The organism is Methanosarcina hadiensis, from assembly GCF_046529725.1.
Taxonomy (GTDB): domain Archaea; phylum Halobacteriota; class Methanosarcinia; order Methanosarcinales; family Methanosarcinaceae; genus Methanosarcina; species Methanosarcina hadiensis.
Map to the genome: position 1 here is coordinate 2,997,968 of NZ_CP136241.1, position 11,786 is coordinate 3,009,753.

Consider the following 11,786-nt stretch of genomic DNA (forward strand, 5'->3'; position numbering starts at 1 on the left):
ATCTATATTTCTTAGGCTTTCTCTTTTATTCAACAGCAATACTTTTCCAAATCTTCACTATTACCAGAAATGGTTATAATGAAAATAAGTGTTATCCGGCGATTAGCATATAAACCCCAGCTATGCAAAGAAGAATAGCCACATACTTTTGAAAGACTTCTTTTTTCATGTGTTTAATAAATTGGTTTGCTATATAAGTCCCAAAAATCATGGCAACACCCATTAAAAGTCCAAGGTTAACCGCCTCCGGAGGAACATTAACAAGTTTATCATAGACAACAATTTTCACTATATGTATAGCAGTTGCTGTTGCAGCTTCGCTTGCGATATAAGCTATCGGTTGTAAGCTAAAAGAAAGAAACACCGCAGCTCCAATCGGACCCGCGCTTCCTGCAAGCCCAGACAGCAAACCAGTTATTGCCCCGCCAAAAATAAGGGTTTTATTATTCGGTTTGAATTTCAATATCCGATAATACTTCAAGATTACAAGTAAAATTAAGACAGCACCTATCCCCCTGGTTACTGTGCTTTTAGAAAGAATTGAAAATCCAAACGCTCCAAGTGCTGATAATGGAAGGGCGGTTATTGAAAATAGGGCAACCTTTTTCCAATCAATCTGTTTTAGTCCAAATGCCATTCTCGACAGATTTCCGATTAACTGAGCAATTGTAAGCACTGGAACAGCAATCTCTGCACCTACGTATAAGGTCAGTACAGGTAGAAGCAAAAGCGAACCGCCAAAACCTGCCGAACCCGAAATTAATGCAGCAATAAAACTAGATAATATCAAAATTATATGGATTTCCATCATTTGTATGTTTTATCCCAAAACTATTTCGCTTTTTTAATTTCTTTTATTGTAGTTATATATTATAATTATATATGGTGTACTGTGACCCTTTATTATACTTCAACTTCAAGTTTGTTTCATTTTAATGGTCATTACACAGTGCCAAAATAGGATTGGAATAAAATAGGATTGGAATTTACGCAATGTTTAATCTTTTAAGTCACTTGCTATTGTATCTTGTATTGAACTTTCAAATTATTTTGGATCTGAGAAATAGTTTCTGGATATAACATAGATCTAATCAAAGGAAAAAATATATATAACTTACCCACTCAATGTTTAGGATAACCAAAATAATTTAATAATAATATATAACGATTCACGAGAGATTTATATAGCCTCCATTGAAAAATATCAATCTTTCTTTATACTGGCTTCCGTAGCTGTCGGTCTAATCCTGGGTCAAAATTTGATTATCCAGAATTATGCGGCTCTTTTTATTGTCCCATTTCTAATGATTATGTTATATAGCATTTTTTTACAGGTTCCTCTCAGTCAATTGGGGAATTCTTTTAAGAACTGGAGGTTTGCCGGAGTGAGCGGGAGTATAAACTTTATATTCAATCCATTGCTGGCCTTTGTCCTCGGGTTTTTGTTTTTAAGAGATAACCCGGCCTTATGGATAGGTTTTATTATGCTGATGGTTACTCCCTGTACTGACTGGTATTTAGTTTTTACAGGTCTTGCATGCGGTAATGTCCCGCTTTCCGCATCCATCCTTCCAATGAACCTGATCCTCCAGCTGGTCCTATTACCAGTGTATTTGCTGATTTTCGGAGGTACTATCGCAGCCATTGATTCAACCCTGCTGGTTGAAAGCGTGCTGCTTGTACTTTTTATCCCATTCTTAACCTCCCTTGTCTCAAAGATAGTCTTGCCAAAAATAAAAGGGGAATACTGGCTTGAAGAAAAGGTTTTCCCAAAACTTGACCACGTCCAGTTTTCCTTTTTGAATCTTGCAATAATAGCTATGTTTGCTTCACAGGGTGAACAGCTGGTTCAAAACCCTCTGATACTGCTGAAACTTATACCTCCTGTATTATTATTCTTTGTGATCGTATTCATTATTGGCCAGATGATTGGAAGGTACCTTCACTTTTCTTATCAGGATACTGCCAGCCTGAACCTGACAACTCTTGCACGCAATTCTCCAATAGTTCTGGCAATCGCACTTACAGCTTTTCCCGACGAACCATTGATCGCACTGGCACTTGTAATTGGTCCTTTAATAGAACTACCTGTGCTAGGGGTAGTATCTCATACATTGCTCCGGATCAGGAAAGGATGGGCAGGCGAAAGTGATAGTTGCATGAAAATCCAGGAAATCTAATCTCTCTAAAACTGGCTTCGGGAAGGAATCTAAAATTAAATAATAAAATTTTTTCTGGATTCACTGTCAACAGAGAAGATTTGCTGTAGAGTTTTTCTCATTGTAATTTGGAAGGAGCTGGTGTGCTACCTTATTCTGAGGGCACATTGCACAGGCCCAGCCCGATCCAGATGTTATTTCAAATATATTTGAAATAGGAAATTTTATATAGGTTCTTTCAAATATATTTGAAATAACAATAGGAAATCCTGGAAATCCCTGGAGGAAAAATGACTCTCGATTATCTCATGTATCTCGTATCTGTCGGGTTTCAGTCTCTGCAGGAGTATTTAGCTCTGCATGTGCTGATGTGCCTTTTGCCCGCCTTTTTTCTGGCTGGTGCGATAGCCTCCCTTTTTTCCAAAGAATCCGTATTAAAGTTCTTTGGAGCAGATACTCCAAAATATATCTCCTATACAGTAGCTGCGGCTTCAGGCTGTCTTCTTGCAGTCTGCAGTTGTACAACTCTTCCTCTTTTTGCGGGAATATATAAAAGAGGAGCAGGTATAGGCCCAGCAACTACTTTTCTTTTCTCTGCCCCGGCAATCAATATCCTCGCAGTTGTTTATACCGCGAAAATCCTGGGATATGACCTTGGAGTTGCAAGAGCTTTTTCGGCAGTGCTTCTTTCGATATTCATAGGCCTCACAATGTCTCTGATTTATGAAAGGAAAGGAGCGGAACAGAGATCCATCAAAACATTCGGACAAGAGGAGCACAAACACACCGTTGAACTTTTTATTTTGCTCATTGCAGTCCTTGTAGCTCCGGAAATCATGTCCGGCCGTGGCTGGAAGTACACTGACCAGATCATTGTATGGATACCTCTTATAGTGCTTACTGCATATATGTCTATTAAATGGTTCTCAAAAGATGAACTTAAAAGCTGGATGGGAGAGACCTGGTTCCTGATAAAACAGATTACCCCCCTGCTTCTCCTAGGTGTATTTTTCGCAGGCATTATAGTTGAAGTGCTTCCAAAAGAGATTGTAGCTTCTCTGGTAGGAGGAAATTCCCTTGTTTCCAGTTTTATAGCGTCTATTGCAGGAGCCATGATGTACTTCTCCACTCTTACAGAAGTGCCTATCATCAAAGCTCTCACCCTGCTTGGAATGGGAACAGGACCTTCTCTTGCCATGCTCCTTGCGGGCCCGGCACTTAGCCTTCCAAGTATGATTGTTATTAACCGGGTAATGGGAATAAAAAAAGGAATGACTTATATTTCCCTGGTAGTTTTGATTGCAACCATCTCAGGATACATATTCGGAACCATGTTTGCATAAGAAATTGAATAAATCAAATAAAATAAAGTTAAAAGTAACTTAGCAGATAACTCACAAGTTTATATCTATTATATCTAGAGAGATCATAATAAAAAACAAAAAGAGAATTGAATAGAAGGTGAAAAAGTGAAAATCGAAGTACTGGGTTCAGGCTGTGCCAAATGCAAAAAGACGAAAGAACTTGCCGAAAAAGCCGTTAAGGAAACAGGTGTGGACGCGGAGATTGTAAAGGTAGAAGATTTTGACAAAATTCTGGAGTACGGAGTCATGATTACCCCTGCCCTGGTTATTGACGGAGATGTTAAAGTCGCAGGCAAAGTCCCGAGCGTGGAAGATATCAAGAAATGGATCACCAAGTGAGCCAGAATGAGTCATTAAATCAGGTAAAAAAGACACATATGAGCTAATTCTCAGATATAAACCGGAGAGAAAAAAATGGCAGAAGAAACCAGATGTTCATGCGGCTCGGCAAATGTTGCGCTTTTCCCCTGCGCAGGGGCAGCGAATGTTGGGCAGATCTCAAACAAGATCGCGATTGCTCTTGAAGAACGGGGGATAGGAAACCTTATGTGTACTGTTGGCATCGGAGCCAGAGCTCCCGGGCTCATGAAATCTGCCGAAGCCTCTGATAGGATTATCACAATTGACGGCTGCCCGGTAAACTGTGCAACCAAAACTATGGAACTGGCAGGTTTCAAAGTTGACCGTCAGATCATTGTTTCTGAACTGGGGATAAAAAAAGCAAAGGATAGAAACCCAAAGGATGAAGAAGTCGCCGAAGTCCTTGAAAAGGTCATGGGGATACTTCAATCGGAGTGATATTCACTCCATTTTTTGTTTGAAACTTACATTCGTAGTTTTCCCTCAAATTCTTATCAACCGCTTTAACTTCCAATCAATTTAGAGTAGCTTATGGTTCCTCTAAAACCTCTGGACTATCTTAACTTAATTCTTGAATGATCTTAGCTTAATCTTGACTGATTATCTATAACAATAACAAAACTTTCGCTATAATCATCTCATTGAGACTGATTTACTTAAACTAATTTTTTTTGTCCATGCATAAGGTAAAACATTTATATCATTTATTATACATGAATATATCAACATATTTTGATTTATCCGATTATTTTCTTGTGTTGTTAAAAAAGAACCGAATGAGTTTTAGGAGAATTGTAATGAAGCGATTGCATAAATACAGGACGAGGAACGAATTTTTCCTTCTTTTCCGTTCTTTTTGAAAAAACCGCTCTCTATTTTAGCTATTTTTGTCTTAATTTTCCTCAGTTTAGGCTGTACTGGTACTGACAGTTCCGGCAATGAGACAGAATCTGTTGAGACTACGGCAGAGGTTAATAATTCCGCTAGTGAAGCAGAACTTGTTGAGGTTACGGATCCGAGCCAGATTGATGAAGCCCTTACAAAAGGTCCTGTTGTGCTGAAACTCGGGTCTAAGGGCTGCATTCCCTGCAAGGAGCAGGAGGATATACTTTCAGAAATGCTTCCAATGTATAAGGGTTCTGCTTCTATAATGCTTATCGATATCAAGGAATATCCTGAATTCGCAACAACATTCGGAGTAAGAGTCATTCCTGATACATGTGTCATTGCAGATATCGAGGACGGCAAATACATGTATATGCGACAGGACGGAACCGAAAGTTCAGAAAGGGCAAATGCAAGGTTTCTGGGTGTTGCCGATAAAGAAACACTTTCTGAAACTCTTGACAAAGCCATCGAATCCAGAAATATAGAGGAGTAAATAAATATAGAGGAGTAATTTATGTTTTCGGACTTTCTTCCGGTTGCTGCTTTCCTTGCAGGGGTGGTTAGCGTCCTCTCCCCCTGCATTCTCCCAGTAATCCCGGCAGTTTTTGCTTATTCAACTGAAAAAGGAAAGTTCAGGCCTCTTGCAATCGTATTGGGGCTGTCTATTTTCTTTACCAGCATGGGGATTGTCACTTCCCTTTTCGGGGCAACACTCACTTCTTATCTCGACCTGCTTTATATCTTTGCAGAAGTTCTTCTGATTACAATGGGTATCTCACTGATCTTTGACTTAAATATTTTTAATGTTTTTGGGAATTTTTCTTCACTGGCAAATTCCAGAAAGGAAGGGCTTTTCGGAGGTCTTTTGCTTGGCCTCTCCCTCGGGATTGTCTGGCTTCCATGTGTGGGCTCAGTGCTTGGTTCTATCCTTACAATGGTTGCAGTTTCAGGTAAAGTAGCATATGGGGCATTGATGCTCTTCATATATTCCATTGGTTTTTCCATTCCCATGCTTCTTGCTACTTACTCTGCAAGCTTTTCTTCTACAGGGCTTCAGAAAGTTTCAAAATATGGTTTTCCGTTAAAAAAAGTTGCAGGCCTCATTGTCCTGGGTGTCGGTTTTTATATGGTTTACCAGAACCACGTCAATAGTTTCTGAGTCTTTTAGACTCTTCCGGACACTTATTTTTGGATCGCACAGGATAGTGAAATATGCCCAGTAAACTGGTTGTTATTTGAAAAAAACAGGTTTCGGACTAATAGATTTCTAAACTACTGACCACCAAATATATATGGATATATGCGCATATATCCATATAATTATGCTTGATAGTAAAGTAAAGTTTTTTAAAGCTCTCGGAGATGAGACGAGGCTTACTATCCTCTCTTACCTGCTCGAGCACAGCTACTGTGCCTGTGATTTCTCTTCTCTTACAAAAAAAGACCAGACTACGGTTTCAAAGCACCTGAAGGTTCTTGTTGAAGCTGGAATTTTAAAGTATGAAAAGCAGGGAAGAAACATCATTTACAGCATTAAAAACGGGGAGATTGAAGCTTTGCTTCTATCTCTTGGAATCAAGGATGTAAAGCCCTGTTGTGATAAGCAGCAGGTCTCAGGGGTATGTTCTGTTTCAGAAGTATGTCCTGTGTGTAAAACTGAAAACAGAATTAATACCATTAATGAGAGTGCTGATAGCCGGGTTGAGAAACAAAGCTGAAGATAACTGAAAGTAAGCTGAATACGGGATCGAAAAAATATCAACATAAGGAATGGGTAGAACAATGGATGCGAATGAAAAAAAGGAAGTTATCAAAAAAAAATACCAGGAAATTGCAGTTTTAGGTGGCTCCTGCTGCTCAGGCAGCAGTTGCTGTGGAGATCCAAGTCCGGTAGACCTTTCTAAGTCTCTTGGCTATTCTGAATCTGATATTCAGGCCGTTCCGGATGCAAACATGGGACTTGGATGTGGTAACCCTACAGCTTTTGCAGATCTGAAACCGGGAGATATTGTCCTTGATCTGGGCTCAGGCGCCGGGTTTGATTGTTTTCTTGCTGCACAAAAAGTCGGAAGCTCAGGAAAGGTTATCGGAGTAGATATGACTCAGGAGATGGTTGAAAAAGCGCAGGCTAATGCTCAAAAATACGGATATTCAAACGTTGAGTTTCGCCATGGAGATATCGAAGCTCTTCCAGTTGAAGATAGTTCCGTGGACGTCATCATCAGCAACTGCGTAATCAACCTGGCGCCAGATAAGGAAAAAGTGTTCAGGGAAGCTTTCCGTGTCCTGAAACCGGAAGGCAGAATGTATATTTCGGATATGGTTCTCCTGGAGGAGTTACCTGAAGAGCTTAAAAATGACAGTGGACTGCTTGCGGGCTGCATCGCTGGTGCCGTTTTAAAAGAGGAATATTTGAAGCTTCTGAAAAAAGCAGGATTTTCGGTAGAAATCCTGAATGAAGATATGGATATCAGTAAAAGACAATACGGAGATTTGCCAGTTGAAAGCCTGAAATTAAAAGCATGGGTATAAGCATGGGATAAAAAAGGATCGGTTAAATGTATGGAAAGAAGTATGAATGAACATCGAAAGTCGTGACGATTATTTCATTCATTTTTAATTTTCCCTTCAATTTTTCAATTTTCATCCGAGGTCCCAGACATTTGGGAAATAGTCAAGTTTTGTATCTGCTTACCTTGTATCGCTCCTGACTTTTTGTAGTTTTCACAATACCAGCAGGTTTGCAAGATATCCTGCAATTACAGCTATGGAAAAAACCGTTACAACAAAAGCCGCCAGTAACCTCTTCTTGAATATCGATGAAAGAAGCGTCAGCTCGGGTATGCTGGCTCCTGCACCGCCAATTACCAGTGCCAGAACAGCTCCCAAACTCATTCCTTTCTTAATGAGTGCGAGTCCGATGGGAATCATAGTCTCAGCCCGGATATAGAGGGGGACACCAATAATTGCAGCAACAGGAACTGCCAGGGGATTGCCAGGGCCGGCCAGACTGGAGATGATCTCAGTAGGTACAAATCCATGAATGAATGCCCCAATTCCCGCTCCAAGAAGGAGATAAGGCACGAGCTGGCGGAAGAGGCTAAATGCAAATACTGCAGACCGCTGTATCCTTGATTTTGAATCTGTTGCCTGCTGACAGTCGCATTTATTTCGTACAACAGCAACCGGCTTAATTTGACTCGAGAAGCCAGCCCCATCAAGTAAGAGGCCAATAACAACTGTAGAGGTAAAGGTAACAGCAAAATAGATAGCAGCTATTTTCCAGCCCAGCAGAATAATGAACAGGGATATTATCACCGGATTGAGTAAGGGCGAAGAGAACAGAAATGCCATTGCTGCAGCAAAGGGTACACCAGCCTTAAGCATTCCCAGGAGAAGCGGTATGGTAGAACAGGAACAGAAAGGAGTAAGTGCACCAAATCCTGCCCCAAGGATGCTGCCTGCAACTTTGTTCCGTCCTCCCAGAGCTTTTTTTATGGTTTCTTCGGGTAAGTACTCCTGAATCAGCCCCACGAGAAAAGTTATACCTATGAATAAAACAGTAAGCTCTACGGCGATTTCAATAAAGAACCTTGCCGCCAAAGTTAAATTATCCCAGAACATTTCTACCTTCCTTCAAAATCTATTTTTTCTTTAAATATCGAGAGCTACAGCTATTGGATACTTGAAATCACCACTTTACTCTCGCATTATCCGACTTCTCTGAAACTTAAAACGTTTTGAAAAGCTGATTTCGTCCCCGGGTAAAACTTTCAGAAAGGGAACTTTACCGGAAGTTCACTTCTCAGTGAGCAGTTTTGCCTGGTTAAGCATTTCAATAACTGCTCCTTCCGAGAGGCGGAAGTAAGACCATTTTCCTTCCTTTCGTTCTCTGATCAGGCCTGCATTTTTCAGTACTGAAAGATGGTGAGAAACAGTTGACTGAGAGTTGGAAAGTGCAATTGTTAGTTCACAGCCGCAGAGTTCTCCTTCTTTCAGTAATTTTATTATCTTGAGCCGGTTTGGATCTGCAAGGGCTTTAAAAATCCTGGTCTCCGAGTTTATTGCTTCTTCATCCAGCCGGTTTACCAGAGAACTGAGCTTCTGCGTTCTTACCTCCAGCTGATCACGATCAAAAATAAAACGTTTCAATCTTTCAATTTCTACTTCACTCTTTCTCTTATCTACACCTGATTTCTCTTCGGTTTCCATGAATCTACCTGCAGCAGCTGCCTCTGCCTTCCAAAGGAAGCAGCATATTTTTACTCTGTTATTTTGACCAGCATTTCACACACAGATTTATATTTCCTGAATCCCTGTGATTGGCCCTGAGTAATGAATCTTCTTTTCCGCAAATTGAGCATCTGGGGTTCATTTCCGGTGGCCTCGAAACAAAATTTGCACCAGGAGAATCAACATTTCGTATCTACATATATAGATATGATTACATTACGTAAATATGATTACTTTACATAAATATGAGTACCTTAAGCAAATATGAGTACTTTACGTAAATATGATTACTTTCTTTTCTCCTGCCAGTATGTTTCGTATTCTTTCAGCACTGCGATTTTAAATTTTTCCAGCTCTTCTTCGGGAATATCATTTATCTTTATAAGATTTCGAGCAAGTTCTTCGCTATTAATGTTCTCTGGAATCTTGCCTTCTGCATTCTGCTTTTCAAACTCCTCGTCTAATCCGGCAATTTCCATATCTTTGTTGTCAATTTTAATCTTTTTAACGCTTACAATGGAAGGACCGCAACAGCAGCAACTTTTATCGGTTCCCATCAGTTTTCCAAGCAAATTCTTTCCAAGTTTACCCATCCAGGAATGCCTCCTTTTGAGATCCATATGTACGTATCAAAGAGCATTGATATTTATGTTTGTCGATATGATATAAAAAATTAGCGACCATAATAACTTCTGGATTCAGAAAAGTATATATACGTTTTACATTCAATGGATGTTGATATGATTAACGAAGAAAATTTACAGCTCTTCAAAGCCCTCAGCGAAGATACAAGATACAGGATTATTAAGGCTCTAATCGAATCCGAGTGCACATGCGGAGAAAATAAATACGGAATTAAAGGAGAAATATGTGCCTGTGAGATCCCGGAAATCATTGGCAAAACACAATCCAATACCTCAATGCACCTTGCGAAATTACAGGATTGGGGGATAATTAAAGTAAGAAAAGAAGGAAAGAAGAGATTGTATTCTATAAAAAACGAAAAAATCAGGAGAATCCTGGAAGTCCTTGAGGAATAAGGTGCTTTACCACCGGGTGAAATCCAGAATTCATACCCCCTGAAATTCACAGATGTAAAATAGTTCTTTCAAATATTCCCTGAAAAAATAATATCTGCTTAAATGAAGTGAATTTTTCTTAATTTCTCTTAATCCAGCGATCAAAAGGATATTCATGAAAGGTATTTATTATTTCAGCCTTTTGTTCTTTTAAAAATTAGAAGGTTCTCTTTCTTGCGTAAAAGTGCATTTGCATGCACCTCAGGTTACTCAGAGAGCTTTGTCCAGAATTTCATCTTTGTTTTCTCATTGTTTAGCGAATCCGCTAGCTTATTTTTAAAAAAGTAACTGAGAGATACAAATTTCAACAAAAATCATTGAGTTTAAAATAAATCAAATATCAAAGCTCAACAGGAATACTTATATAGAATATTACATATCAATATATAATGATATATTTGAGAATTGAAATACCGATAAAGAAATAATCAACATAAAGAAGGAACCAAAAATGGTTGATATATTCTATCCCCTTCAATGGATTGCTGATAAACTGACATATGATGTGTTAGGAATCGTGCCTGATACACGACTTGCATCCAGTGTCAGTTTTATTATTTACGATGTAATGAAAATTTTTGTTCTTCTGGCGGTGATGATCTTTGCTGTCTCCTACATAAGGACCTATGTAACCCCGGAAAAAACCAGAAAAGTGCTGGGGGGCAAAAAAGGGCTGCAATATCATCTGTTAGCCTCCATGATGGGGGCAGTCACCCCCTTCTGTTCCTGTTCATCAGTACCGCTTTTTATTGGTTTTGTGGAAGCTGGAATTCCTCTGGGAGTGACTTTCTCCTTCCTTATTACCTCACCTCTTGTAAACGAGGCTGCCATTGCTGCACTGTGGGCAACCATGGGTTTTAAAGCAACTTTGATTTATACCGTTTCAGGCATTTTACTCGGTGTCATTGGTGGGTATCTGATAGGCCTTTTGAAGATGGAAAAGTACGTAGCTGAGTTCGTTTACAAAGTAAAGATAGGAGATTTGAACAAAAACGCCAGAGACCTGAGCGTAAAAGAAAGAACTGCTGCAGCTTATGAATCTGTAAAGGATATAGTTGAAAAAGTCTGGATTTATGTGATTATCGGAGTTGCCCTTGGAGGAATTTTTCACGGCTATGCGCCCGAAGGCATCCTGGAAAAATATGCAGGCAAGGATAATTTGCTCGCAGTCCCTGTTGCAGTTCTCATAGGAGTGCCTCTCTACTCCAACATTATGGGTATGATCCCTATTATGGAAAGCCTTATTGGAAAAGGACTTCCTGTAGGCACTGCTCTTGCCTTTATTATGGGAGTGACTGCACTTTCTCTTCCAGAAATAATAATCCTGAAAAAAGTGCTTAAAAATGAACTGATAGCTGCATTTATTACAATCGTTACCGTATTTATAATCTTTACAGGCTATTTATTCAACATTATTCTGTAAGCCTGTTTTCTAAAACGTAAAAGAGAGATAAAGAGATGGGTTGCCTGATTTTTTAAAATCTGAAATCTCTTTTTAATTCGATTTTTCTTTTTAATTCCTTTCAGGTAGTATTTCCCCATTCTTCATTTGACTTTTGCCCGACATTGCACTCTCAGATCATAATTTCCAGATATTTATCCGGATTGATTTATTGAGGTTATTTTTTATCTCATTTTTAATTCATATCATTTTTACCTATTTTGCCTTAGAACAGAGGGTTTGCACGCCTTATTTATACTGA

At 39.3% G+C, this 11,786-nt stretch carries 14 protein-coding genes; 10 read left to right on the plus strand and 4 right to left on the minus strand.

The window, feature by feature from the left end; translation table 11 throughout:
• Positions 1-91: 91 nt before the first annotated feature.
• Positions 92-811 (minus strand): sulfite exporter TauE/SafE family protein, encoded by a 720-nt coding sequence (locus tag RSJ42_RS12790; protein ID WP_410507665.1) that lies wholly within the window; start codon positions 809-811, stop codon positions 92-94.
• A 499-nt stretch (positions 812-1,310) separates the two neighbouring features.
• On the opposite strand from RSJ42_RS12790, the gene RSJ42_RS12795 reads away from it, so the two are divergent.
• From RSJ42_RS12795 to RSJ42_RS12830, 8 genes are all read left to right on the plus strand, one after another.
• Positions 1,311-2,180 (plus strand): arsenic resistance protein, encoded by an 870-nt coding sequence (locus tag RSJ42_RS12795; protein WP_410507666.1) that lies wholly within the window; start codon positions 1,311-1,313, stop codon positions 2,178-2,180.
• A gap of 269 nt (positions 2,181-2,449) precedes the next feature.
• Entirely contained in the window at positions 2,450-3,502 is a 1,053-nt protein-coding gene (locus RSJ42_RS12800) for a permease (RefSeq protein ID WP_410507667.1), read from the plus strand.
• Between the two features lie 126 nt (positions 3,503-3,628).
• Positions 3,629-3,862, plus strand: a complete 234-nt coding sequence (locus tag RSJ42_RS12805; protein ID WP_410507668.1) for a thioredoxin family protein — start codon at positions 3,629-3,631, stop codon at positions 3,860-3,862.
• Between the two features lie 75 nt (positions 3,863-3,937).
• The gene (locus tag RSJ42_RS12810; protein WP_410507669.1) at positions 3,938-4,321 is read left to right on the plus strand and encodes a putative zinc-binding protein; all 384 of its coding nucleotides are present in this window, start codon (positions 3,938-3,940) and stop codon (positions 4,319-4,321) included.
• A gap of 418 nt (positions 4,322-4,739) precedes the next feature.
• The gene (locus RSJ42_RS12815; RefSeq protein WP_410507670.1) at positions 4,740-5,264 is read left to right on the plus strand and encodes a thioredoxin family protein; all 525 of its coding nucleotides are present in this window, start codon (positions 4,740-4,742) and stop codon (positions 5,262-5,264) included.
• A gap of 21 nt (positions 5,265-5,285) precedes the next feature.
• Positions 5,286-5,930, plus strand: a complete 645-nt coding sequence (locus RSJ42_RS12820; protein ID WP_410507671.1) for a cytochrome c biogenesis CcdA family protein — start codon at positions 5,286-5,288, stop codon at positions 5,928-5,930.
• A gap of 163 nt (positions 5,931-6,093) precedes the next feature.
• Positions 6,094-6,489: an ArsR/SmtB family transcription factor gene (locus RSJ42_RS12825; RefSeq protein WP_410507672.1), complete on the plus strand. Its 396-nt coding sequence runs from the start codon at positions 6,094-6,096 to the stop codon at positions 6,487-6,489.
• Between the two features lie 64 nt (positions 6,490-6,553).
• Positions 6,554-7,303: an arsenite methyltransferase gene (locus RSJ42_RS12830; protein WP_410507673.1), complete on the plus strand. Its 750-nt coding sequence runs from the start codon at positions 6,554-6,556 to the stop codon at positions 7,301-7,303.
• 192 nt (positions 7,304-7,495) lie between these two features.
• On the opposite strand, the gene RSJ42_RS12835 is transcribed toward RSJ42_RS12830, so the two are convergent.
• The 3 genes from RSJ42_RS12835 to RSJ42_RS12845 all read right to left on the minus strand — a co-directional run bounded on the left by RSJ42_RS12835 (position 7,496) and on the right by RSJ42_RS12845 (position 9,624).
• A complete protein-coding gene (locus RSJ42_RS12835; RefSeq protein ID WP_410507674.1) occupies positions 7,496-8,395 on the minus strand; it encodes a permease in 900 nt (299 codons plus the stop codon).
• A 174-nt stretch (positions 8,396-8,569) separates the two neighbouring features.
• On the minus strand, positions 8,570-8,983 hold the full coding sequence (locus RSJ42_RS12840) for an ArsR/SmtB family transcription factor (protein WP_410507675.1): 414 nt from the start codon (positions 8,981-8,983) through the stop codon (positions 8,570-8,572).
• Between the two features lie 308 nt (positions 8,984-9,291).
• The gene (locus tag RSJ42_RS12845) at positions 9,292-9,624 is read right to left on the minus strand and encodes a hypothetical protein (RefSeq protein WP_410507676.1); all 333 of its coding nucleotides are present in this window, start codon (positions 9,622-9,624) and stop codon (positions 9,292-9,294) included.
• Positions 9,625-9,744: 120 nt separating this feature from the next.
• On the opposite strand from RSJ42_RS12845, the gene RSJ42_RS12850 reads away from it, so the two are divergent.
• Both RSJ42_RS12850 and RSJ42_RS12855 read left to right on the plus strand, forming a co-directional pair.
• Positions 9,745-10,044: an ArsR/SmtB family transcription factor gene (locus RSJ42_RS12850; RefSeq protein WP_410507677.1), complete on the plus strand. Its 300-nt coding sequence runs from the start codon at positions 9,745-9,747 to the stop codon at positions 10,042-10,044.
• Positions 10,045-10,534: 490 nt separating this feature from the next.
• Positions 10,535-11,506 carry a permease gene (locus RSJ42_RS12855; RefSeq protein ID WP_410507678.1) on the plus strand — a complete coding sequence of 324 codons (972 nt, stop codon included), beginning with the start codon at positions 10,535-10,537 and terminating at the stop codon, positions 11,504-11,506.
• Positions 11,507-11,786 lie beyond the last annotated feature (280 nt).

Coding starts and splice junctions, on each gene's coding strand:
- RSJ42_RS12790 (WP_410507665.1), bottom strand. CDS start 811: ATGATGGAAATCCATATAATTTTGATATTATCTAGTTTTATTGCTGCA.
- RSJ42_RS12795 (WP_410507666.1), top strand. CDS start 1,311: ATGTTATATAGCATTTTTTTACAGGTTCCTCTCAGTCAATTGGGGAAT.
- RSJ42_RS12800 (WP_410507667.1), top strand. CDS start 2,450: ATGACTCTCGATTATCTCATGTATCTCGTATCTGTCGGGTTTCAGTCT.
- RSJ42_RS12810 (WP_410507669.1), top strand. CDS start 3,938: ATGGCAGAAGAAACCAGATGTTCATGCGGCTCGGCAAATGTTGCGCTT.
- RSJ42_RS12820 (WP_410507671.1), top strand. CDS start 5,286: ATGTTTTCGGACTTTCTTCCGGTTGCTGCTTTCCTTGCAGGGGTGGTT.
- RSJ42_RS12825 (WP_410507672.1), top strand. CDS start 6,094: ATGCTTGATAGTAAAGTAAAGTTTTTTAAAGCTCTCGGAGATGAGACG.
- RSJ42_RS12830 (WP_410507673.1), top strand. CDS start 6,554: ATGGATGCGAATGAAAAAAAGGAAGTTATCAAAAAAAAATACCAGGAA.
- RSJ42_RS12835 (WP_410507674.1), bottom strand. CDS start 8,395: ATGTTCTGGGATAATTTAACTTTGGCGGCAAGGTTCTTTATTGAAATC.
- RSJ42_RS12840 (WP_410507675.1), bottom strand. CDS start 8,983: ATGGAAACCGAAGAGAAATCAGGTGTAGATAAGAGAAAGAGTGAAGTA.
- RSJ42_RS12845 (WP_410507676.1), bottom strand. CDS start 9,624: ATGGATCTCAAAAGGAGGCATTCCTGGATGGGTAAACTTGGAAAGAAT.
- RSJ42_RS12850 (WP_410507677.1), top strand. CDS start 9,745: ATGATTAACGAAGAAAATTTACAGCTCTTCAAAGCCCTCAGCGAAGAT.
- RSJ42_RS12855 (WP_410507678.1), top strand. CDS start 10,535: ATGGTTGATATATTCTATCCCCTTCAATGGATTGCTGATAAACTGACA.